The 21,842-nt window shown below is 51.2% G+C and carries 21 protein-coding genes; 7 read left to right on the top strand and 14 right to left on the bottom strand.

From position 1 onward, the window contains the following. Positions 1 to 60: 60 nt before the first annotated feature. Positions 61 to 831: an MOSC domain-containing protein gene (locus DHN43_RS12290; protein WP_108818731.1), complete on the top strand. Its 771-nt coding sequence runs from the start codon at positions 61 to 63 to the stop codon at positions 829 to 831. A 118-nt stretch (positions 832 to 949) separates the two neighbouring features. Here DHN43_RS12290 and DHN43_RS12285 read toward each other — a convergent pair whose 3' ends face one another. The 5 genes from DHN43_RS12285 to DHN43_RS12265 form a co-directional block, all read right to left on the bottom strand. Next, positions 950 to 1,696: a DUF4167 domain-containing protein gene (locus DHN43_RS12285; RefSeq protein WP_208995262.1), complete on the bottom strand. Its 747-nt coding sequence runs from the start codon at positions 1,694 to 1,696 to the stop codon at positions 950 to 952. 410 nt (positions 1,697 to 2,106) lie between these two features. Further along, complete coding sequence (gene prmC / locus DHN43_RS12280; RefSeq protein WP_108818729.1) at positions 2,107 to 2,991, bottom strand: peptide chain release factor N(5)-glutamine methyltransferase; 885 nt, start codon at positions 2,989 to 2,991, stop codon at positions 2,107 to 2,109. After that, complete coding sequence (prfA, locus tag DHN43_RS12275) at positions 2,991 to 4,064, bottom strand: peptide chain release factor 1 (protein WP_057463460.1); 1,074 nt, start codon at positions 4,062 to 4,064, stop codon at positions 2,991 to 2,993. The genes prmC and prfA overlap by 1 nt, the downstream gene beginning before the upstream one ends. 84 nt (positions 4,065 to 4,148) lie before the next feature. Beyond that, a complete protein-coding gene (ptsP, locus tag DHN43_RS12270) occupies positions 4,149 to 6,413 on the bottom strand; it encodes a phosphoenolpyruvate--protein phosphotransferase (RefSeq protein ID WP_093515828.1) in 2,265 nt (754 codons plus the stop codon). 96 nt (positions 6,414 to 6,509) lie between these two features. Beyond that, positions 6,510 to 7,760, bottom strand: a complete 1,251-nt coding sequence (locus DHN43_RS12265; protein WP_057463461.1) for an aspartate kinase — start codon at positions 7,758 to 7,760, stop codon at positions 6,510 to 6,512. A 156-nt stretch (positions 7,761 to 7,916) separates the two neighbouring features. Between DHN43_RS12265 and ubiG the strand changes: the two genes are divergently transcribed. The 3 genes from ubiG (at position 7,917) to DHN43_RS12245 (ending at position 10,224) form a co-directional block, all read left to right on the top strand. After that, a complete protein-coding gene (gene ubiG / locus DHN43_RS12260) occupies positions 7,917 to 8,693 on the top strand; it encodes a bifunctional 2-polyprenyl-6-hydroxyphenol methylase/3-demethylubiquinol 3-O-methyltransferase UbiG (RefSeq protein ID WP_108818728.1) in 777 nt (258 codons plus the stop codon). 32 nt (positions 8,694 to 8,725) lie between these two features. Further along, on the top strand, positions 8,726 to 9,433 hold the full coding sequence (locus DHN43_RS12255; protein ID WP_208995260.1) for an alpha/beta fold hydrolase: 708 nt from the start codon (positions 8,726 to 8,728) through the stop codon (positions 9,431 to 9,433). 221 nt (positions 9,434 to 9,654) lie between these two features. Continuing rightward, positions 9,655 to 10,224: a phasin family protein gene (locus DHN43_RS12245; protein ID WP_108818726.1), complete on the top strand. Its 570-nt coding sequence runs from the start codon at positions 9,655 to 9,657 to the stop codon at positions 10,222 to 10,224. A gap of 74 nt (positions 10,225 to 10,298) precedes the next feature. On the opposite strand, the gene DHN43_RS12240 is transcribed toward DHN43_RS12245, so the two are convergent. The 4 genes from DHN43_RS12240 to DHN43_RS12225 form a co-directional block, all read right to left on the bottom strand. Further along, positions 10,299 to 10,868, bottom strand: a complete 570-nt coding sequence (locus DHN43_RS12240) for a DUF1178 family protein (protein WP_108818725.1) — start codon at positions 10,866 to 10,868, stop codon at positions 10,299 to 10,301. Then, complete coding sequence (locus DHN43_RS12235; RefSeq protein WP_108818724.1) at positions 10,865 to 11,719, bottom strand: carbon-nitrogen hydrolase family protein; 855 nt, start codon at positions 11,717 to 11,719, stop codon at positions 10,865 to 10,867. Before DHN43_RS12235 ends, DHN43_RS12240 begins: the two co-directional genes overlap by 4 nt. Before the next feature lie 48 nt (positions 11,720 to 11,767). Next, positions 11,768 to 12,031, bottom strand: coding sequence for a glutaredoxin 3 (gene grxC / locus DHN43_RS12230; protein ID WP_057463560.1), 264 nt, complete (start codon positions 12,029 to 12,031; stop codon positions 11,768 to 11,770). 156 nt (positions 12,032 to 12,187) lie between these two features. Then, complete coding sequence (locus DHN43_RS12225) at positions 12,188 to 13,033, bottom strand: ComF family protein (RefSeq protein ID WP_063305047.1); 846 nt, start codon at positions 13,031 to 13,033, stop codon at positions 12,188 to 12,190. Between the two features lie 128 nt (positions 13,034 to 13,161). On the opposite strand from DHN43_RS12225, the gene DHN43_RS12220 reads away from it, so the two are divergent. Further along, complete coding sequence (locus DHN43_RS12220; protein WP_108818777.1) at positions 13,162 to 14,046, top strand: methyltransferase domain-containing protein; 885 nt, start codon at positions 13,162 to 13,164, stop codon at positions 14,044 to 14,046. Here the strand turns inward: DHN43_RS12220 and DHN43_RS12215 are convergent, their stop codons facing one another. The 5 genes from DHN43_RS12215 to DHN43_RS12195 form a co-directional block, all read right to left on the bottom strand. Further along, entirely contained in the window at positions 14,047 to 14,262 is a 216-nt protein-coding gene (locus DHN43_RS12215) for a Flp family type IVb pilin (protein WP_057463468.1), read from the bottom strand. It abuts the gene before it with no gap. Positions 14,263 to 14,291: 29 nt separating this feature from the next. Continuing rightward, a complete protein-coding gene (gene mutT, locus DHN43_RS12210) occupies positions 14,292 to 14,696 on the bottom strand; it encodes an 8-oxo-dGTP diphosphatase MutT (RefSeq protein WP_063286043.1) in 405 nt (134 codons plus the stop codon). Between the two features lie 84 nt (positions 14,697 to 14,780). Beyond that, complete coding sequence (locus DHN43_RS12205; RefSeq protein ID WP_108818723.1) at positions 14,781 to 15,602, bottom strand: GNAT family N-acetyltransferase; 822 nt, start codon at positions 15,600 to 15,602, stop codon at positions 14,781 to 14,783. Further along, positions 15,583 to 16,815 (bottom strand): bifunctional glutamate N-acetyltransferase/amino-acid acetyltransferase ArgJ, encoded by a 1,233-nt coding sequence (gene argJ, locus DHN43_RS12200; RefSeq protein WP_108818722.1) that lies wholly within the window; start codon positions 16,813 to 16,815, stop codon positions 15,583 to 15,585. Before argJ ends, DHN43_RS12205 begins: the two co-directional genes overlap by 20 nt. 127 nt (positions 16,816 to 16,942) lie before the next feature. Further along, entirely contained in the window at positions 16,943 to 17,812 is an 870-nt protein-coding gene (locus tag DHN43_RS12195) for a peptidylprolyl isomerase (protein ID WP_057463472.1), read from the bottom strand. 266 nt (positions 17,813 to 18,078) lie between these two features. Here DHN43_RS12195 and secA point away from each other — a divergent pair, with 266 nt between their 5' ends. Both secA and DHN43_RS12185 read left to right on the top strand, forming a co-directional pair. Then, on the top strand, positions 18,079 to 20,871 hold the full coding sequence (gene secA, locus DHN43_RS12190) for a preprotein translocase subunit SecA (RefSeq protein WP_063291184.1): 2,793 nt from the start codon (positions 18,079 to 18,081) through the stop codon (positions 20,869 to 20,871). Positions 20,872 to 21,041: 170 nt separating this feature from the next. Beyond that, positions 21,042 to 21,809 carry a class I SAM-dependent methyltransferase gene (locus DHN43_RS12185; RefSeq protein WP_208995258.1) on the top strand — a complete coding sequence of 256 codons (768 nt, stop codon included), beginning with the start codon at positions 21,042 to 21,044 and terminating at the stop codon, positions 21,807 to 21,809. Positions 21,810 to 21,842: the final 33 nt, after the last annotated feature.

Raw genomic sequence — 21,842 nt, 5'->3', positions numbered from 1 at the left:
GATCTTGCCACAATCCTTTGTTCCTCATAGTTTCGAATAGCTTAAACAACGGAATTTAATATGACTTTTTCGCCTGCGCATATCACCGCACTCGCAACACATCCAGTTAAAGGCTTAACGGCTCATCCACTTCAGACCACCACAGTAGAAGCCGGAGCTGTCTTCCCGCTGGATCGTGCCTATGCGATTGAAAATGGTCCATGCGGTTTCGATCCAGCAGCCCCTCAGCACATCTCAAAAAGCAAATTTCTAGTGCTGGTTCGTTATGAAGACGTGGCGCAGGTCAAATGCACATACGATCTGGAAAACAAAAGCATCACTCTGTCCAAGCCAGAGAGTCAAGACATCACGTTACCGCTGGAAACAGCTGAAGGACAGGATGCACTCGCAGCCTACTTCACAGCACACATGGGTGAGAAAGCCGCTGGCCCGCTCAAAGTCCGCCACGCAGACGACCATGCTTTCACGGATACTGCTGAGAATTTCGTACATGTCGTGAATCTCGCCAGCGTGAAAGCGCTTTCTGAGACTTTGGGCGTGGAGATTGATCCAAGACGCTTCCGCGCAAACATCTATGTTGAAGGCTTGGCAGCCTATGAGGAGTTTGGCTGGGCCGACAAGAAAATCCGCTCCAGCTCAGGCGTAGAGTTCAAATTCGCGAAACGCACCCGCCGCTGCGCTGCCGTAGATGTAAATCCAGTCACAGCCGAGCGCGACACCAACATCAACAAGGCCCTTCATGGTTCACTGGGACATATGGATGTTGGTATTTATCTGGAAGTGCTCAACAACGGCACACTTTCCGTCGGTGACACACTCATCATTGAGTAAGCCAGCACCCACAACGAACTATTTGCCAGTCAGCAATAAGAAAACCCCGCCTTTTGAGCGGGGTTTTTCATAGATCTCCGGCAAACCAGTGAGCCAGCAAGTACATCATCAGACGTGCTTAGCTTTCACCGTCTCCGGTTGTTTCCAAAGCCGCAGGTGCTGGTGCAGATGCAGGTGCATCCTCAGCAGGAACACGAGCTGTACGGGTACGTTGTGAACGAGCTGCACGAGGTGTGCGAGCACGAGGCGTACGACGTGGCTTCGTAGAAGCTGCATCATCTTCACCACCTTCAGGTGCCTCAGCTGGCGCTGCTGCACTTGCGGAGGATGAGGAAGGTGTACGACGAACACCACGACCACGAGTGCCACGAACACGACGGCGTGCTTTGCCATCATCTTCGTCAGCTGGTGCAGATGCGTCTCCCGAAGCCTCTGCATTCTCGTCAGCCGCTGGAGCTGTTTCGATAAACGGCTGAGGCGTATCCAGACCGATCACAGGCTGAGGGGTTGCAACCGCAACCTCTTGCTCTTCAGACGCTGCCACAGCGTTTGGTGTTTCAACAGCAGCAGGTGCAGCTTCATCTTCTGTACGCGCAGAAGGAGCAGCAGTCTGTGTGCTTTGGGGTTGAGCCGCAGCGACGATGCGCTGGTAATGCTCTGCATGCTGATAGTAGTTCTCGGAGGTTACACGGTCCCCGGAGGCCTGAGCATCACGCGCAAGTTGCTGGTACTTTTCAGCAACATGCAATGCGGTACCTCGGATCTTAACGTCCGGTCCATTTGACTCAAAAGTACGTGTCAATGGATTTGGAGCTTTACGCCCCCGTCCACGCATGCGCTTGTTATTCTGATTTCCTGGTCTCATTCTGCCGTTAACTTTCCGGAATAGCAATCGAACCTAACTGTGAGGTTCATGGGAGTAAGATCTCCCGGATTCCAAATGCCGTTAATAAGCCTGCGTGTTGATGAGCACAAAGGCTATCAACATCGAAATGCAATCGCATTCGATCGTATAACTGCTTCAATGCGATATCCGACATCTGATCGCAGCAATACAAATGCATTGCTCTCTCAGTTCAACGATACGAGGGGTTGCTCAACTATCTGCTTTGAAACTATCAACCGACGTCTCTGCCAGGCTCGTCTCACAGTCAGTGAGTGCCCATCCCCATCGTTTTCAGCTTTTAGCTGGTATCGCTTGTCGGCGAGATGAAACTATCTCGTTCCGACGTATTTTCCAAGGGCTTTTTTCCAGATAATTGAATTCTTCGCCAATCATGGAAAAACTACAACAATCACCCTTGGTTGACCGGCCAGATCATGTTCACAACAAGCCTCCAATCCTACGAGTTCCCTCGCAAGAGTTGAAAGTTCATCGGCTTGATCAAACCCGATCTCCATAAGAAGTCCACTATTTCTCTTAAGAACTCGTTTAGCGTTGCCTATCAATTCTTTATAGGCAGTAAGACCATCCACTCCACCATCAAGCGCCAGCATAGGATCGTGTTGCTTAACTTCATGGCTCAGTCCTTCAATAACAGAGCTGCGAATGTACGGTGGGTTACTCACAACAAAATCAAAAGATCCACTCAATGCATCCAGATATGAACCACGAACTGGGATAAAGCGGTCACGAACCTTGTTGTTTGCTGCGTTTTGTCGCGCAGTCGCCAAAGCCTCTTCACTGATATCAACAGCAAGACAAATTGCATTGGGCAATTCAGTCAGGAGTGCGATCGCGACCGCTCCTGTACCAGTTCCAATATCTGCAAAAACCCATTCTTTTTCCAAGCCGCCATGGGCCTGACAAAACGCAATCGCAGTTTCAACCAGCGTTTCCGTGTCCGGTCGCGGCTCCAATGTTGCCGAAGACAACGAAAACTCCAGCCCCCAAAACTCCCGTTTACCCAGAACACGCCCCACCGGCTTTCCGGCAAGGCGTTCTTCCACATATCGGGAAACAACCGCCAGTGTCTCTGGCTTGATCGCCTGATCGTACTCAAGGATCAGATTTCTCGGCTCAATTCCAAGGGCTTCTGCAACAAGGACACGTGCATCCAGATCAGCTTCAATCAGACCTGCATCACGAAATAGGCTCCGCACCGCTAGGTACAAAGCCTGCACATTTTTGAGGTCGAAATTATCGAAGAGGCCGGACATTAAAGTCCTTCATCGGCGAGCAAGTTCGCTTGATGGTCCATAATCAGAGCATCAATCACTTCACCCGTAGCTTCGCCTGCAATCATCTGGTCAAGCTTATACAGCGTCAAACCAATACGGTGATCAGTCACACGGCCCTGAGGGAAGTTGTAGGTACGGATACGCTCAGAACGATCACCGGAACCAACCTGAACTCGACGGGCCTCGGTCCGCTCATTCGCAGCACGCTCACGCTCCACATCGTAGATCTTCGCCCGCAGCAACTTCATCGCGCGGTCTTTGTTCTTATGCTGAGAGCGCTCGTCCTGCACAGCAACCACAATCCCGGTCGGATTGTGCACAATACGAACAGCGGAATCAGTCGTGTTCACGTGCTGACCACCTGCACCTGATGCACGGTATGTATCGATGCGCAAATCAGCAGGATTGATCTCAACGTCCACTTCTTCAGCCTGCGGAAGAACCGCAACGGTCGCTGCGGACGTGTGAATACGGCCACCGGATTCAGTCTCAGGCACACGCTGCACACGGTGAACACCGGACTCAAACTTCAGCTTACCAAACACTTCCTGACCAGTTACAGCCGCCACGATTTCTTTGAAACCGCCCATGTCCCCTTCAGAAGAGGACATCACTTCAACTTTCCAGCCATTATTGTCTGCAAAGCGCTGATACATACGGAAGAGATCACCAGCAAACAGCGCAGCCTCGTCACCACCTGTACCGGCACGCACTTCAAGAATAACGTCGTGAGAATCGGCTTTGTCTTTTGGCAAAAGCCCAATGCGAACTTGCTGGGTCAGCTCTTCGACAACGCCTGTCAGCTCATCACGCTCAAGCTGCGCAAGTTCTTTCATTTCCGCATCGCTTTCAGGGTCTGCCAACAGTGCTTCCGCACCTTCCAGATCACCCTCGGCTTTGCGAAGTTCACGAATGGACTTCACAATTGGATCGAGTTCCGCATAGTCCCTTGAAAGCTTGATATAAACATCCGGTGCAGGACCAGATGCCATCTCGGCCTCAATACCTTCAAAGCGTGCTAGCAGTGTGTCTAGTTTTTCTGGTGCCAGCATTTCGCGGCAACTCCTCAAGCGTTAGGCAGCTAATTTAAAAGCGCGACAGCCTCACGGGTCTGCGGCAATCGAAATCTACGCTGCTTATACCGGAATATTATTTTCGGATGCAAAGTTCGCCAGGAACTCGCGAATGTCGTCCGTCCCTTTACCCGCTTCCAATTGTTTCAGCAACTCTTCTGAAAGTGCTGATAGATCCAAAGAGCGTAACATCGCCTTAACAGGACCAATAGAAGCAGGCGACATAGAGAGATTTCTATATCCGATCGCCAGCAAAGCCATCGCAGCAAGGGGTTGACCACCAAGCTCACCACAAAGGGTAACCGGCGTATCCATCTTATCGCCAATAACGACGATCTTGCGCAGTGCCCGTAGGAAACTAGGAGACAGAGCTTCAAACCGCTCCGCAACCAACGTATTGCCACGATCAACCGCGTAGAAAAACTGGAACAGATCGTTAGAACCAACAGAGACGAAATCCACTTCCTTGTAGATCTCTTCAAGCTGATAGAGCAGCGCCGGAACTTCCAGCATGACACCAAGCTTCAGCTCTTTTGGCGTATCATGGCCATGCTGACGCAAGTGCTTCAGCTCACGCTCAACGTAATCCCGCGCCTGCTGAAATTCAGAAACATCAGCCACCATAGGGAACATGATGCGCAAGGAGCGCCCTGCCCCTGCATGCAACATTGCCCTGATCTGTGTACGCAACAAACCCGGACGATCTAGTCCAAAGCGAATTGCACGCCAGCCCATCGCAGGGTTCTCTTCCTGCGCAAGACGCAGGTAAGGCAGAACTTTATCACCGCCAATATCCAGAGAGCGGAAAGTAACTGGCTTGTCACCAGCTGCATCCAGCACCTTTGAATACAGTGTGTGCTGCTCCTGCATTCGTGGGAAAGCAGAGGCAACCATAAACTGCAACTCAGTACGGAAAAGCCCAACGCCATCAGCGCCAGCATCTTCCATACTTGGCAAATCAACCAGCAAGCCGGCATTCAGCTGAAGCTTAACGTCCACACCATCTTTGGTAACGGTCGGCTCATCACGAAGCTGACGGTAAATCTCCTGACGCTTGGAACGCAGTCGAACTTTATCAGCAAAAGCTTGTTCAACATCATTGGCTGGACGAAGGAAGATCTGGCCGATCTCACCATCCACGATGATGGCATCAGTCGCTTCCACCAAGGAAACAATGTCTTCAACCTGCCCAACTGTCGGAATGCCAAGCGCACGCGCAACAATGGTGACGTGACTTGTCGGACCGCTTTCTTCCAGAACAAGACCCCGAATGCGATCCCGATCGTAGTCTAGCAGCTCAGCCGCACCCATGTTACGCGCAATGATGATTGCGTCTTTCGGCAGATCATCTTCGCCGCTGTGGTTCTTGCCCATCAGCTCCCGAATGAGGCGGTGCGCTAGATCATCAAGATCATGCAGACGCTCACGCAAATACGGGTCTGTCTGCCGGAGCATCTGAGCGCGCGTATCGCTCTGAACTTTCTCAACTGCAGCTTCAGCCGTCAAACCATTGCGGATCGCTTCATCAATCTTCCGGATCCAGCCACGGTCATAGGCAAACATCCGGTAAGCTTCCAGAACTTCACGGTGCTCACCGTGCTGAGAAAACTCACCGCTTGCCAGCATATGATCAAGCGACTGACGTAAGCGCGTAACAGATTCTTCGAGGCGCTTCTTTTCAGTGTCCGCATCCTCGGCAATCAGATTGGTGATAACCACACGCGGTTCATGCAGAACCACATGTCCAAGGCCGATGCCATCAGCAAGGGCGACACCCTTCAGATGCATCGGACGGATCACATCAATCGTTGTGCCTTGCTGCGCAATCGCTTCCAGCTCACCCGCCGCGACCATCTCTGCGATTACCATCGCAGTTGTCTGCAGGGCTTCTACTTCGTCTTCAAAGTAGGTCCGGTGGTCTTTGTTCTGAACAACAAGCACGCCAAGAGTACGTCCTGCACGTAAGATCGGCACACCAAGGAAAGAGTTATAATTCTCTTCGCCCGTTTCTGGACGATAGGCAAACGCCGGGTGCGCCTGCGCATTTGGTAGGTTCAACGGTCTGGCATCAGAGGAAATCAAGCCAACAAGACCCTCACCAACCTTCAGAGAAGTATGGTGAACCGCATCCTTATTGAGGCCCTCTGTTGCATACAGCTCAAGAACCCCATCCGCGCGCAAAATGTACACGGAACACACTTCCGCAACCACGTTTGCCGCGATCAGACGTACAATCTTGTCGAGCCGTTCCTGCGCATTAATCGGCTCCGCCATCACTTCACGAAGCTTACGGAGGAGTACGCGCGGTCCGGCCAAGCTGCTGCGCATGCTCCGCCCTACCTATAATTCTGCTGGCCTTTTAACAGGCCACGTTGTGCCTTGGAAGTTGTCCAAGACACAACAATATTCTCGACAGTAGGATACCTAGCCGTCAAGTCCGTATAGCGAATGGAGAGTACGAACCGCAAGTTCCGTATACGCGGAATCGATCAGAACAGAGATTTTAATCTCAGATGTCGTAATCGCGCGGATGTTAATCCCCTTCTCAGCCAGGCCTTCAAAACACTGGGCTGCAACACCGGCATGCGAACGCATACCCATGCCGATTACGGAAACTTTTACAACATCAGTAGCGCCTTCGATATTCTCGAAGCCAATTTCCTCGACGTTCTCCTCAATTACCTTGCGCGCACGCTCGTAATCGCTCTCTGGAACGGTAAAGGTGATATCGGTCGTCTTTCCATCTGGGGAGATGTTCTGGACGATCATGTCTACGTTGATGTTGCCTTCTGCCAACGGGCCAAACACTCTGGACGCAATGCCAGGTTTGTCAGCAACGTTGCGGATAGAAATCTGTGCTTCGTCTTTTGAGTAAGCGATGCCAGTGACGACTTGTTGTTCCAAAATCTCGTCCTCGTCGCAAATAAGTGTACCTACAGGTGTTCCATCAGCGCTAATCTGCGGGGCATCCGGATCATCAAAGCTGGAACGTACAAACGTACGAACGCCGTGAACCATCGCCATCTCAACAGAGCGGACCTGCAAAACCTTTGCACCAAGAGAAGCCATTTCCAGCATCTCTTCAAACGCAACACGTTCCAAACGGGTTGCCTTGGCCACCACACGCGGGTCGGTCGTATAAACACCGTCCACATCCGTGTAGATATCACAGCGGTCTGCCTGAATGGCAGCAGCAATTGCCACTGCACTGGTATCAGAACCACCACGTCCAAGTGTCGCAAGCCTGTTGTCCGGCGCAACGCCCTGGAAACCGGCACAAACAGCAACCTGTCCACGCTCCAGGCGTTCAATGAGAGTTTGACCTTCAATACTCTCAATACGCGCTGCGCCATGGGCTTCATTCGTACGGATAGGAATCTGCCATCCTTGCCAGGACCGCGCTTCCACACCCATGTCTTGCAGCACAATCGCCAACAAGCCAGAAGTTACCTGCTCACCAGAGGCAACAACCGCATCGTACTCACGCGCATCATGCAGCGCTGCAGCATCTCTTGTATAACCGACCAAGGTATTCGTCACGCCAGCCATAGCGGACACGACAACAGCAACCTGGTTGCCTGCTTCCACTTCACGCTTTACATGCCGCGCAACATTTCTAATACGCTCTAGGTCGGCAACGGAGGTGCCGCCAAACTTCATAACCAAACGGGCCATCGCTTCCCAAATTCCTCCGAGGGCCTTTGTGATGAACCGATCATCACTACAAACGGCGCTAATCCATACAACTAGCGCCCTTCTATCGCAACCAGCGGCTTGACAAAAACCGCGATTAGACCCACCAGTACCGGTATGAAAGTGGAGAGTTGAGCTATGAGCACCGCGCAAAAACCAAGCAACGCCGCCAAAAACCCGGCACAAACCACAATCGACCCGGCGGAAGTTGCGCATTTCTCATCAATTGCATCGGAATGGTGGGATCCGACTGGAAAATTTCGCCCTCTCCACAAATTCAGCCCAGTTCGCATCTCCTATATCAAAGAGTACGCTTGTGACCACTTTGGTCGAGATGAAACATCCCCTAAAGCATTAGAAGGCCTACGGATTTTAGACATCGGCTGCGGTGGTGGCCTACTCGCTGAGCCTATGGCTCGCATGGGCGCGACCGTTGTTGGAGCAGATGCCTCTGAAACCAACATCAAAGTAGCCACACTTCATGCACAGCAATCCGGCCTTGATATCGACTACCGTGCACAAACTGCTGAATCTCTGGTGGAAGCTGGGGAGCAGTTCGACATCGTGCTCAACATGGAAGTCGTGGAGCATGTTGCAGATGTTCCATTGTTCATGAACTCCTGTGCAGATCTTGTGCGTCCCGGTGGAATGATGTTCGTTGCAACTATCAACAGAACTCTGAAAGCCTATGCCCTCGCGATTGTCGCAGCAGAACGCGTGCTACGCTGGTTGCCCAAAGGCACCCACCAGTACGAAAAGCTGGTTCGCCCGGAAGAGCTGGAAGCCCCCCTCAATGAATCTGGCATGAACATTTACGAGCGCTGCGGTGTGAGCTTCAATCCGCTGACAGACAGCTGGTCAAGAACAACCGATCTGGATGTAAACTACATGGTAATAGCTCGGAAGCCAGAGTAGCAGCTGGCATCCAATGACTAAGGAGAATGAAAATGCCAGAAACAGCACCTGCAGAAACTGTCGTTTTCATTCCCGGCCTCACCAGCACCGGCACTTTGTTTGGCCCTCAGATCAACTCTCTGAAAGAGCGCCCAATCATCATTGCCGAAACCTGCGACATGGATTCCATTGAAGCCATGGCAAAGAGATTGCTGGATCACGCCCCGGAAAGATTCGCTCTCCTCGGCATGTCCATGGGTGGCTACGTCGCTCTGGAGGTGATTCGATTGGCTCCTGAACGTATCAGCCGTCTTGCCCTCATAAACACCAATGCCAGAGACGACACTGCGGCCCAGACGCAGCTTCGCCATACGCAGATGGAGATTGCGAGGAAGGGAGGCTTCCACAAAATCGCCTCCATGCAATACCCTCAACTTGTCCACCCTGCCCGCCACGACGACACAGCGCTTCGGCAAGTGGTTTTCGACATGGCTGCTGATATTGGCGCTGATAGCTTCCTGAAGCAGCAAAACGCAATCATCAACCGCCGAGACCAAAGACCCGACCTTCCGGCAATCCAGTGCCCGACGATGATCGTCGCAGGCGAAGAAGACAGCTTACTACCGCTGGACAGATGCCGCGAAATGCATGATGCAATACCAAATAACAAACTTCACATCATCCCGGATTGCGGCCATCTTTCTACTCTGGAACACCCGGACCACACCAGCGAACTCATTCAGGACTGGCTGGATACGTAGCTACGCCTGCAAATTTAACTAGTTCTTCAGAAAAAAGCCGCTGAAATCCCTTAGAATCCAGAATATCATTTTGCCAATATTAGCGCCTATAAACAGGAGGGTGTACGCGGCGTAAGTTACCGGCAAACGAGCTTCTTCCAAACTCCCTGATCGCTCGAAGAATATTGTCTCAAGACCTAGATCGCCGCCCGAGAACTTGATCAAAGTCCGGAGGAGACACGATGTTAAACATCGACAAAGAAATGAAAGAAGCAATGGACCGCTGGACCGTTGCGACAGATGGACTGCCTTGGCAAGGCTGGTTTTGGGCGCAGGGTGGAGACCAACTTTCCAACACAGCGTTGGAGCACGCAATTTCCAACAACAAGTCCATGCTTGAGAACTATCAGGCAATCATGCACGCAAACATGTCCTTCTTTAACAAGCGCATGAAAGCCAACACAGATTTCGTTCAGGAGATCTGGGATTGTCCAACTGGCATTGAGTTCTCAAAACTTGCCAGCGACTTCATGCAGGAAGCTTTTGAAGATTGCCGTCAGGAAGGTGCCCGCCAGATGAACCAGATGTCCTCTACAATGAAGGGCACGGTTTCCAAAACACAGAAGGCAACATCAGAAGCTTTGACGAGCATTGATGATTTGAAGGCGATGGCACAGGCCGCACCAACAAAAGTTCCGGCTAAACCTCGCCGTAGAGTGCCTCGCAAGTCAACAAGCACACGCAGCCGGGCAAAAAGCGCAGATAAGCCCTCCACCCCCCGAGCCCCTGGCAGAAAAGACGTGTCAGCCTGATTGAGTGACAGAACAAAAAAGGCGCCCTGCTAAACGAGGCGCCTTTCGTTTTGCCATCATGACAGCATAAAAAATCAGTTGCGGTCTTCTGGCAGCACCGGCAGCGGCATCAGCTCAACACCCTCTTCCAAAAGCTCCTGAGCATCATCGGGAGTAGTTTCTCCGTAAATCCCGCGCTCTTCCGTTTCGCCATAGTGGATCTTGCGTGCTTCCTCAGCAAACTTGTCGCCAACATACTCTGAGTTGGTCACAACCTGTTTGCGGAACTCTCGCAGAGCTTCCACCAGCTCCTTTGCTTTCTCAGGAACCTTCTGCAGATCAACAGCTGGAGTTGTCGTGGCAACAGATTGCTCAGAACTTGCTGGCGCAGTTCCACCGCCGGGCTTTGGTTCACTCGCGGCCTTTTCTGTAGCTTTTGCCTGAGCAGCAGCAACAGCCTGCGAAACCTGATGTTCAACCTGAGCCTTCTTCTGGCTTCTCGATGTAGAAACATTCGGCGCCATCAAGCGTTTATGGACCGATGCACTGTCACAAAACGGGCACGTGACCAGACCTAATTCTTTCTGCTTTTCGTAATCGCCAGAATTCCGGAACCATCCATCAAATTCATGCCCATCATCGCAGGCAAGTGAATAGTTAATCAACTGACCATCTCCCCATTGAGGGAAACAGTTGCTACGGAAAACTCACGCGCATTCTTGATGGCTGGAACACGCCGACGTGCTTCATCCACTTTAGCCATGTCAAGTTCACCCAACAAAACACCTGGTGCATCATGATCAAGTTCTGCGATCACTTGCCCCCAAGGGTCAACCATTAAGCTGTGACCATAGGTCTGACGATCATCTTCATGTGTTCCACCTTGCGCAGCAGTTACAACAAAGGCACCGTTTTCAATCGCCCGCGCGCGTTGCAGCACATGCCAATGCGCTTCACCTGTTTGCTTGGTGAAAGCAGCCGGACCAGTCAAAACCTGCGCGCCAGCCTTTGATTGCTCGCGGAACAACGCCGGTTGACGAATATCGTAGCAAATCGCCATTCCAAGCTTGGCCACACCAAGATCAATAACCGGAGACACATTGCCTGCACTATAGCTTTCAGACTCGCGCCAGCTTTCTCCATTTGGCAAATCCACATCAAACATATGGATTTTGTCATAACGAGCGGTGATCTCTCCTTGAGGAGAAATCATAAAGCCGCGGTTGGCCAGCTTGTCATTTTCAAGCCGAATTGCCAGAGATCCGATATGGACCCAGATATTCAACTCATCAGCAAGCAAACCCAGTTGTTTCAAAAACGGATCATCATTTTCGAAACTGGAGGCAGCAAGCTGCGCTTTGCGGCTACGTTCCAGCACATTGGTCATCTCAGGCGTTTGCACATAAACCGCGCCTTCAGCAGCAGCTTCTCTTATCAACGCCTCACAGACATCAAGATTTTCGAGCGGGTTTCGTCCCGTTCTCATCTGGACACATGCAGCCACAAAACTTGTCATCAATTCTCACTTTCAAAGCGTAGTTTGCAATACGCTTCCTAAGCTTCTTTAAAGACCAACGCTCAACAGACCATCGAGGTGCCCGCGGCGTTCCAATGCAAACAGGTCATCACAACCACCAATATGCTCAGATCCGATAAAGATCTGCGGGAATGTGTTTGCACCATTTGCTTTGGCAATCATTTCCTTACGGATCGTTGGATCTTCGCTGTAGTTAAATTCTTTATAGTCAACACCCTTCTCATCAAGAAGTCTTTTTGCGCGAGCACAGAAACCGCACATATCACGGGTGTAGATAGTAACTTGAGCCATATTCTTGTCCTTTGGATACACAGCGAAGGCCAATAGAAATTCAGCCATCAAAACTGAAGTCTATATGGCTCACGTCCAAGTAAACCGCAAGTCCACCTCAACTCAAGTTGATCACTTCGTTATATCGCATAGGCTAAGACAGTCCCTCAACAACACTCAATCATTATCATCAGACATATTTTCAGGATCGACCAGAGCAAAAACAAGTACATCAACCTGTTGCGCACCTGCAGCCTTCAAAACCCGCGCACATTCTTCAACAGTTGCCCCTGTCGTCAGCACATCATCAACCAGCACCACATGAGCACCAGATACCTCTGACAGGAAATGATCCGCAACTGCAAAGGCACCTTTCACATTAGCTGTCCGTGCCCCTCGCTTAAGGCCGACTTGTTGGTTAGTACGCCGTGTTCGAACCAAGCCATCAAGAAGCACTTGCCCCTCTAAATGACGCCCGACGTCGTTCGCCAGCAAAGCAGACTGATTATAGGTGCGCTCACGTAAGCGCGACTTGTGGAGAGGAACTGGAATAAGAAAACTCTCAGAAGCGATAAGTTCTGCCGCTGCATTGAGCATGCACCTGGCAAGAAACTTCGATAACCGGATCTCTCCATAAAACTTAAACCGCTTCACCAGCTCGCGCGCGGGCCCGTTGTAGAGGGCTGCGGCCCGGGCTCGGTCATAATCAGGCGGATTAACAAGAGCAGCAGCGCTCCAGGCATTCGGACCCAACTCATAATGCAACGGAACACCAAGCCGCTCACAATAAGGCGCTGATATCAGTTCCAGTGTCTGCCAACAAGGCAGACACAAACCACCTTCACCTTGAACCAAATCGTTACAAATCGGACAGCTATGAGGAAACAGAGCATCCAGAGCAAAGTTCAGTCCTCGCCTTAAATGAGAGGCCACCTTCATATCAAGAAAGCTGGGTTTAAGCGGTTGCTCAGCTCTATCCACTGCATCAGGCAACCACTCCAGAGAAGAAAACTTGTCGCTCATCTGTGCTCACCGTATATATCTGCAGAAGAAATAAGCTAACAAAGCCTCCGTCGAACATCACTCCATGTTCAATGGGGTTATAATTTCCAATAGTGCACACACAGCACAATCTGGCCAAAGGCGCCCTCATGAGCGAACACACTCTCTTTGATCGTAAACTCATTGCACAACGTCGCATGACTGCATTGAAGAGAGCGCAAGACGGCGCTGATTTCCTGATGAAGGCAGCTGCCGCAGATTTGCAAGATCGTCTGGAATTCATCAGCAGAGAGTTTGACTGCGGAGTAGATCTCGGCGGTCACACCGGCCACATCTTTGAAGCGCTAAAGGCGTCAGGAAAAGTCAAACACCTGCTGCGAGCCGATCTGTTCGGTGCAGACCCAAACCTGTCTGATCCTGATTTGATTGTAGATGATGCCGTCCTGCCTTTCGCGCCGGAAAGTCTGGACCTGATTGTCTCTTCACTTAACTTACAGATGCTCGACGATCTTCCGGGAACACTCATCCAGATCAAACGTGCCTTGAAACCAGATGGCCTTTTCCTCGGCCTCTTATTGGGAACTGACACCCTTGCGGAGTTACGAGACTGTCTGATGCGCGCCGAAATGGAAGTTAGTGAAGGCGTATCACCACGCGTAATACCATTTGCAGATACCAGAGATCTCGGTGGCCTTCTCCAACGCGCAGGTTTCGCACTCCCAGTAACCGACATAGATCGGTTAACCGTCAGATACGACACCATGTTTGACTTGATCAGAGATCTGCGCGCAATGGGTGCAACGAACCCTTTGAAAGAACGCTTGAAGTCACCGACAAGCAAGAAGGTCTTCATGAAAGCGGCAGAGATCTATGCGCAGGATTACTCAGATGCAGATGGACGCATCCGTGCAACCTTCACTTTCGCATCCCTGTCCGGCTGGGCACCACATGAATCTCAACAGAAACCACTAAAGCCCGGCTCTGCAAAACACAGCCTGGCCGAGGCGCTTGGGACTAAAGAGATAAAGTCCTGATTAGCCAGAAATCGCGGCAAGCAAAGTATCTGAGATGAACTGGAAGTTGTCCGAAATCGTGCTGCTAATTGCAGTCAGGCTGGCGGCAATGGCAAGAACAATCAAAGCGGCAAGAATGGCGTATTCAACTGCAGCAGCTCCGCGCTCGTCTTCGGTCATATGAGCAATCGTAAATCCACATTTCTGATTGTGATACGCTTTCTCATTCAACGCCATTACTGCCTCTTGTTCTCCGTGATCTCCCGCTAATAAGACACAAGGTCGATTAGATGCGGGATCAACGGCTCATCTGCTGGTGGCATTTCATAATCACGTAAACGCACTGCCCGTACCCATTTCAGGTTTTGCCCCTCTGCCCCGTGAGGTGTGCCCGACCAGCGCCTACAAACGTAAAGTGGCATCAGCAGATGAAAATCTTCGTAAGTGTGGCTCGCGAAACTTAGGGGAGCAAGGCACTCTTTTTTAACTGTAATTCCCAGTTCCTCAGATAATTCACGGATCAAACAGTCCTCTGGTGTCTCACCAGCTTCGATCTTCCCACCCGGAAACTCCCAGAAACCTGCCATTGATTTGCCCTCAGGGCGCTGAGCAAGCAGAATGCGGTTATCAGCATCAATCAAGGCACACGCCGCAACCATCACAATTTTCATTTATTTTCCCGTTTCACAAAGGACCACTCTGAAAACCTTTTGGAAACCATACCAAAGGTCCCGAGTGAAATTTTACTGATTTTCTTAAGGCTGGGCATCTTTGCAATAGTGATAAGCATAGGCTTCTCGATACCCGAGGGAATCGTAGAGCTCTACAGCAGCAGCATTATCTGCCACCACTTGCAACCAAGCAGTTTCCGCACCGCGCTTAGCCCCAAGACTCTGCACTTCGCACATCAAGGCATAAGCCAGTCCCTGACGACGAAACGCTTCAGCCGTCTTCACACTAAAGATGCCGAGTAGATCGCCATCCACCACACCAAGCAGAACAGCTGCTGGAACACCATCTTCAGTTTCAAGCACCAGCGCGACCAATTCAACAGTCACTCTTGAAAGCACATCATGAAGTGCCTGCTCTGTTTCACTCAGAGGCTCCCCACGCTTTGCACCGTCAACCTGCGCGTAACTAGAAATCCATTCACTCAGTGAGACTTCGGAGAGTTTGTACCCTTTAGGCACATCAGTATCACCAAGCCCCCAAATGGATCGTGACAGCACCAGCGTCTCATCAACGCGAGCATACTTCTGAGAGGTCAGCACCTGATCCACATCTGTGGGAACCAAAGGTGTCCAGCGAACATGGAACGCCATCTCAAGCCGTTTGAAGCGTGCTCGTGCAGAATCTAATCGGCTCTCGGCTTCATCACCGTCTTGGGCATCATAAAAGTTCAGAGAGTTGTTCCGGCGTGCACTGCCACCCGGTGAGAGACGGGAAATCCAGCTCCCATCATGATGCGCCATGAGGCTGGGAAAGCAATTCAGATTTGCCTGCTCCAGCTTCAACACCGTTTCCAGATCGCAATTCGGTTGGCGAGGTTGAACTCGCTTAGCTTCTGTAGTCACCATTGATTGCCACATATTCCTTGGTGAGGTCACAAGTCCAGACAGTCGCACGGCCATTTCCGATGCCAAGATCAACTTTCAGAATGATCTCGTCTTCTTTCATGACAGCAGACGCTTCTTCCTCGCTGTAATCTGGATCCCGCTCTCCTTCAACCGCAACACGGATATCGCCGAACCAAATCGCCAGTTTATCACGATCAGCAGGCTCACCAGCCTTACCAACTGCCATCACAACGCGGCCCCAGTTCGCATCTTCGCCAGCAAATGCAGTTTTCATCAATGGAGAGTTTGCAATCGCCATAGCAATCCGCTTTGCAGAAGTATCGCTCTCAGCACCTTCCACTCGCACTTCAACAAACTTGGTCGCACCTTCCCCATCACGAACGATCATCTGAGCCAGCTCAAGCATCATGCTGGAGAGAGCTTCACGGAACTCCGCAAGGCGCGGGTCCGCAGCATCTTCAATCCAGTCCCCTCCAGCTGACCCGGTGGCTGCTAGCAGCACAGTGTCAGAGGTAGAGGTATCACTATCAACCGTGATGGAATTAAAAGAGCCGCCCACACACTCAGAAAGCAAGCTCTGCAAAGCAGGCGCTTTAATTGGAGCGTCAGTGAACAAGAAGCCAAGCATGGTCGCCATATCAGGCGCAATCATACCTGCACCTTTGGCAATACCATTCAACGTAACCGTCGCATCACCCAGCTTCACACGACGCGTGCTCATCTTAGGATAGGTATCCGTAGTCATGATCGCTTTGGCTGCGTCCATCCACTTGTCAGCGACAGCATCAGCCACCAGGCCACCAGCCACACCAGCAAATTTCTCAGCCGGCAGCGGCTCGCCAATCACACCGGTAGACGCCAGATATAGCTCATCCGCAGCAAACCCGCTCGCCTTTGAAAGGATGTCCGCTGAAAGCTCAACAGATGCGAGCCCCTTCTTGCCCGTAAACGCATTCGCATTCCCGGAGTTGACCATAATTGCACGCACAACACCCTTGGAAAGGTTCTGCTTACACCAGTCAACCGGAGCACTCGTGCATTTAGATGTCGTGAACACACCAGCAATCTGAGCAGGCTCATCAAACACAGCCAGGAGAACGTCAGTACGTCCTTCATACTTCAAACCAGCTGCAGCAGTTGCCATTCGAACGCCCTTAACTTCCGGAAGTTCTGGATAGGACTTGGGTGCGAGTGGAGAAATGGTCGCGGACATGAAAACCTCCCGAAGAAAACTGTGTCTATGCAGCAAAAAAGTAGCCCCGGAAGGCCTAAGCCATCCGAGGCTACAAAAACAAGATGTTTTATTTCAATAATCAGCAAAGCTAATAAGCACTAGCCTATTATTTGCTTTCTTCAGCTTTCGCTTCATCAGCATCGGCACCGATGATTTCCACAGTGTTCTTGGCTTTCAGCTCTTCAAGCACCTCACGGAATTTCGTCAGAACCAGCTCCTGACGGATCTGGCCTTCAGCCGTTTCAAAGGCTGGAGCGGACTGTGTGCGTGCTTCCTTGTTCAGGATTACGTGATAACCGAACTGTGTTTGCACAGGCTCTTTTGTAAACTCACCCGGTTTCAGAGCAAAAGCAGCTGTTTCAAACTCGGGAACCATCTGGCCTTTTCCGAAGAAACCAAGATCACCACCATTAGGGCCGGAAGGACCAGTGGACTTTTCCTTTGCAAGCTCAGCAAAGTCTGCACCACCTTCTAGCTGCTTAATGATGTCCTTCGCCTCATCTTCCTTCTCTACAAGGATGTGCGCTGCATTGATCTCTGGAGCACCCTGATAGTTGGCATACTCAGCCTCGTAAGCAGCCTTAACTTCGTCTTCGGTGATAGCGCTCTGAATGTACTTCTGGAAATACGCATTGCGAAGTGCACGCGTGCGCTCAAATGCCATTAAGCGTTTAAAATCATCAGTTTCTGCAAGTTTTTCTTCTGCACCAGCTTCTGCAAGCAGGTTCATCTCAACCAGCACATCGGTCAAAACCTTGCGCCATTCGGTTGGTGGAACACGCTGCAGCTGCTGCGCGTAATCTTGAGCTGCATAAGCAAGATCAGCTTCGGTAATAACGCTCTGGCCAACCTTCGCAACTGGCTTGTCCAGATCTGGAGCCGCATCAGCATCCTGTGCCTGCGCTGCACTCAGCCCAATAACCAGAGCAGCAACAGCAACTGAACTACCTAGGATCCCTGTAAATTTACGAAGCATAAGATCACTTTCTTTCCTGTTTATGGAGAGTTTAAAAAGAGTTGCAAAACAACAAAGCACTATATTGCGACGGCAACTGCCGTTGACAACCTTTCGGCCCACTCTTATCTCTCTGTCGCCTGCTTTTTTACTCGCAGGTGTTTAATATGCTGTGACCCAGATCAGACTCACAGAGTTTTGACTGGTTAGATCACGAATGTGAAGATTTTTAGGGCCCGACCGCGACGTGAAAAAACCGGCGCGCCCAAAGTAGGAAGGACCGCCACATGGTGGGGCTCGGCGCACTCGCTCGTAAGATATTTGGTTCAGCAAATGACCGTCGGATTAAGACACTCAAGCCCACAGTAGACGCTATTTCTGCTTTGGAGCCGGAAATGGAAGCTCTGACAGATGAACAGCTGAGAGCCAAAACTGACGAGTTCCGCGAGCAACTGGCAAACGGCGCTAAGCTGGACGACCTCTTGGTCCCGGCATTTGCAGTCGTGCGGGAAGCTTCCCGCCGCGTCCTTGGTCTTCGTCACTACGACGTGCAGCTCATCGGTGGTATGGTTCTCCATGCTGGAGAAATCACCGAAATGCGCACCGGTGAAGGTAAGACCCTTGTTGCAACTGCTCCAGTATACCTTAACGCATTGACAAGTAAGGGCGTTCACGTTGTGACTGTGAACGATTACCTGGCAACGCGTGATATCGAATGGATGGGTCAGGTTTACCGGTTCCTCGGTCTGACAACTGGTTTGATCGTCCACGGCATCTCTGATGAAGAGCGTAAAGCCGCTTATGCAGCGGACGTCACATACGGCACCAACAACGAATTCGGCTTCGATTATCTTCGTGACAATATGAAGTATGATCGCGAGTCCATGTGCCAGCGCCCGCATCATTATGCAATCGTGGATGAAGTCGACTCCATTCTCGTGGATGAAGCTCGTACCCCTCTGATTATTTCCGGCCCGCTGGAAGATCGCACAGACTTCTACAATCTCATCGATACATTTATTCCTCAGTTGACTGAAGAAGACTTTGAACTCGACGAGAAAGCTCGCTCCGCAACCTTTACTGAAGCAGGTAACGAGAAGCTTGAGCAACTCTTGACAGAAGCAGATCTTCTAAAGGGCGAATCGCTTTATGACGTGGAGAACGTGACAGCTGTTCACCATCTTCAGCAGGGTCTGAAAGCGCATAAGCTTTTCCAACGCGATAAAGATTACATCGTCCGCAACGACGAAGTCGTTATTATTGACGAATTCACTGGCCGTATGATGCCGGGCCGTCGTTTCTCTGAGGGCCTCCATCAGGCTTTGGAAGCAAAAGAAAAAGCTGCTATCCAGCCAGAGAACCAGACACTCGCGTCCATCACATTCCAGAACTACTTCCGCATGTACGACAAGCTCGCTGGTATGACCGGTACAGCAATGACGGAAGCTGAAGAATTCATGGACATCTACAGCCTAGATGTGGTGGATATTCCAACCAACGTTGCTGTTCAGCGTGTCGATGACGACGATGAAGTGTACCGCACAGTTGCCGAAAAGTACGACGCCATTCAGGTGCTCGTAGATGACTGCCATGAACGTGGTCAGCCTGTTCTGGTAGGTACAACATCTATTGAAAAGTCCGAGATGCTCGCCGATCTGCTCATCAAGAACGGCTACACTCAGATCGATGTGTCAGACCCGCTCGGCTTTGCAAGCATGTACACCGGCAAGGATGCAGGTAAAAAGAAGGTCTTTGCAGTTCTGAACGCACGTTACCATGAGCAAGAAGCAAGCATCATCGCGCAGGCAGGTGTGCCTGGTGCTGTGACCATTGCAACCAACATGGCTGGCCGTGGTACAGATATCCAGCTCGGTGGTAACGTTGAAATGCGTATCGCGAACGAACTGGGCGACATGCCCGAGGGCGCTGAGCGTACTGCAAAAGAAGACGCCATCAAAAAAGAAGTTGAGGCGCTCAAACAAAAAGCTCTTCAGGCTGGTGGCCTCTACGTTGTCGCAACCGAGCGCCACGAAAGCCGCCGCATTGATAACCAGCTGCGCGGTCGTTCTGGCCGTCAGGGTGACCCTGGTCACTCCAAGTTCTTCCTGTCTCTTCAGGATGATCTGATGCGCATCTTCGGTTCTGAGCGCATGGACTCCATGCTTCAGAAACTTGGCCTGCAGGACGGTGAGGCAATCGTTCACCCTTGGATCAACAAGGCACTGGAAAAAGCTCAGCAGAAAGTGGAAGCTCGCAACTTCGACATTCGTAAGAACCTGCTGAAGTTCGATGACGTGATGAACGACCAGCGTAAAGTCGTCTTCGATCAGCGCCTCGAAATGATGGACCCTGAAGTTACTCAGGAAGCTGTTGTGGAAATGCGCGAAGAGTTCGTCGAAGATCTCGTCGCAGCACACATTCCAGAACGCGCTTACCCTGAGCAGTGGGATACAGAAGGCCTTCAGGAAGAAGCACGCACAAAGCTGAACCTCGACCTGCCAATTATTGAGTGGGCAAACGAGGAAGGCATTGCAGACGAAGAAGTCACCGCGCGCCTGAAGAAGGAAGCCAACCAGGTTATGGCGAGTAAGGCTGCAAACTACGGTCCAGACGTTATGCGTCAGATCGAGCGTGCAGTTCTTCTGCAAACCATCGACAACTTGTGGCGTGAGCATCTGGCGAACCTTGATCACCTGCGTTCTGCAGTTGGTCTGCGTGGCTACGCACAGCGTGATCCACTTCAAGAATACAAAACAGAGTCCTTCACTCTCTTTGAAAACATGCTGAGCACCCTACGCCAGACCACTACATCACAGTTGATGATGGTTGAATTGGTTCAGCAGCAGGCTCCGGAAACACCGCAGATGCCTTCCCACATGGAAGCACATCACACCAATCCTATGACTGGTGAAGACGAGATGATGGAAGCGGACCGCCAACTGGCTGAAGCACGTGCAGCATCTGCACCAGACGGTCGTGAGTCAGATGATCCTGAAACTTGGGGTCGTGTAGGCCGGAATGAGCCTTGTCCATGTGGATCTGGCAAAAAGTACAAGCATTGCCACGGTGCACTTGTCTGATCCGACATTAATCAAGTTCAAGAAAGGGCTGCTTCGGCGGCCCTTTTTTATTACAGACGACCTCCTGCTTCACACCAAGGAAATCTGCACCAGAAAGGCGGGAGTATTCCCAGAACCTGAGAATGTTAATCTACGCTTCTTTCAGCTCTAATTTGTAAGAAGCGGCAAACATGAACACTTCAAGCACGCTCGATTTTAACAAGGTCCTTCGACAGCTCACCCCAAAAACCAAACTGGAAAGAACACGAGCATCCGTCGAAGAGCATCTCGGACAGCGTATCGAAGCGTTCTACGCACCAGCAAGAAACAGTTATCTGGCTCAACTCTGCGACGTGTACGGCAGTGACAAAGGCACCAACTGCCCGGAGACCACCCAGTTCAACTGGGAGCCTCACACCTACACCGATTTCTACAGCATGATTTTCGATCATTGCCGCGACAAGATCACAAACGTGCTCGAATGCGGCATCGGTACGAATGACACCAGCTGCCTTTCAAACATGGGCAAAGAAGGCAAACCCGGCGCTTCCCTTCGCGTCTGGAGAGACTATTTCCCAAATGCTGAGATAACCGGCCTCGACATTGACGAAAAATGCTTATTCTCTGATTCTCGCATTCAGACATATCAGGTGGATCAGACCAGCCCGGAAAGCATCTCAGGCTTCAAAACCACCGCAAAGCCAGAGCCCTACGACCTGATCATCGATGATGGCCTCCACCATTACGAAGCGGGGATTGTCTTCTTCGAGAACATTGTAGACCTGCTCGCAAGCAATGGCGTTTACATGATCGAGGATGTGAACCGGCACGACATTCATCGCTATGCCGAGTATTTCCAAAAGCGGGAAAGTGAATTCAGCTGCCGCTGCCTCCTGCTCTATCGCCAGCATGTCAGCCTACGCGACAACATGCTCGTCATGATCACCCGCAAACAATAACCCTCCCCACGCATCATCCTCTGAAAAGCCAGA

Origin of the sequence: Pseudovibrio sp. Alg231-02, from assembly GCF_900143565.1 — a bacterium.
Taxonomy (GTDB): Bacteria; Pseudomonadota; Alphaproteobacteria; order Rhizobiales; family Stappiaceae; genus Pseudovibrio.
Note: the sequence above shows the minus strand (reverse complement) of the source record. Positions and strands in the feature narration are given on the sequence as shown.

Excerpts from the sequence above, each read along its gene's own strand:
- DHN43_RS12205 (WP_108818723.1), bottom strand. The coding sequence starts at position 15,602 with ATGGTGACTACAGAAGCTAAGCGAGTTCAACCTCGCCAACCGAATTGC.
- prmC (WP_108818729.1), bottom strand. The coding sequence starts at position 2,991 with ATGTCCGGCCTCTTCGATAATTTCGACCTCAAAAATGTGCAGGCTTTG.
- DHN43_RS12245 (WP_108818726.1), top strand. The coding sequence starts at position 9,655 with ATGTTAAACATCGACAAAGAAATGAAAGAAGCAATGGACCGCTGGACC.
- argJ (WP_108818722.1), bottom strand. The coding sequence starts at position 16,815 with ATGTCCGCGACCATTTCTCCACTCGCACCCAAGTCCTATCCAGAACTT.
- DHN43_RS12235 (WP_108818724.1), bottom strand. The coding sequence starts at position 11,719 with ATGACAAGTTTTGTGGCTGCATGTGTCCAGATGAGAACGGGACGAAAC.
- DHN43_RS12195 (WP_057463472.1), bottom strand. The coding sequence starts at position 17,812 with ATGCTTCGTAAATTTACAGGGATCCTAGGTAGTTCAGTTGCTGTTGCT.
- DHN43_RS12225 (WP_063305047.1), bottom strand. The coding sequence starts at position 13,033 with ATGAGCGACAAGTTTTCTTCTCTGGAGTGGTTGCCTGATGCAGTGGAT.
- DHN43_RS12265 (WP_057463461.1), bottom strand. The coding sequence starts at position 7,760 with ATGGCCCGTTTGGTTATGAAGTTTGGCGGCACCTCCGTTGCCGACCTA.
- DHN43_RS12220 (WP_108818777.1), top strand. The coding sequence starts at position 13,162 with ATGAGCGAACACACTCTCTTTGATCGTAAACTCATTGCACAACGTCGC.
- ubiG (WP_108818728.1), top strand. The coding sequence starts at position 7,917 with ATGAGCACCGCGCAAAAACCAAGCAACGCCGCCAAAAACCCGGCACAA.
- mutT (WP_063286043.1), bottom strand. The coding sequence starts at position 14,696 with ATGAAAATTGTGATGGTTGCGGCGTGTGCCTTGATTGATGCTGATAAC.
- DHN43_RS12185 (WP_208995258.1), top strand. The coding sequence starts at position 21,042 with ATGAACACTTCAAGCACGCTCGATTTTAACAAGGTCCTTCGACAGCTC.
- DHN43_RS12285 (WP_208995262.1), bottom strand. The coding sequence starts at position 1,696 with ATGAGACCAGGAAATCAGAATAACAAGCGCATGCGTGGACGGGGGCGT.
- prfA (WP_057463460.1), bottom strand. The coding sequence starts at position 4,064 with ATGCTGGCACCAGAAAAACTAGACACACTGCTAGCACGCTTTGAAGGT.
- DHN43_RS12215 (WP_057463468.1), bottom strand. The coding sequence starts at position 14,262 with ATGGCGTTGAATGAGAAAGCGTATCACAATCAGAAATGTGGATTTACG.
- DHN43_RS12290 (WP_108818731.1), top strand. The coding sequence starts at position 61 with ATGACTTTTTCGCCTGCGCATATCACCGCACTCGCAACACATCCAGTT.
- grxC (WP_057463560.1), bottom strand. The coding sequence starts at position 12,031 with ATGGCTCAAGTTACTATCTACACCCGTGATATGTGCGGTTTCTGTGCT.
- ptsP (WP_093515828.1), bottom strand. The coding sequence starts at position 6,413 with ATGCGCAGCAGCTTGGCCGGACCGCGCGTACTCCTCCGTAAGCTTCGT.
- secA (WP_063291184.1), top strand. The coding sequence starts at position 18,079 with ATGGTGGGGCTCGGCGCACTCGCTCGTAAGATATTTGGTTCAGCAAAT.
- DHN43_RS12255 (WP_208995260.1), top strand. The coding sequence starts at position 8,726 with ATGCCAGAAACAGCACCTGCAGAAACTGTCGTTTTCATTCCCGGCCTC.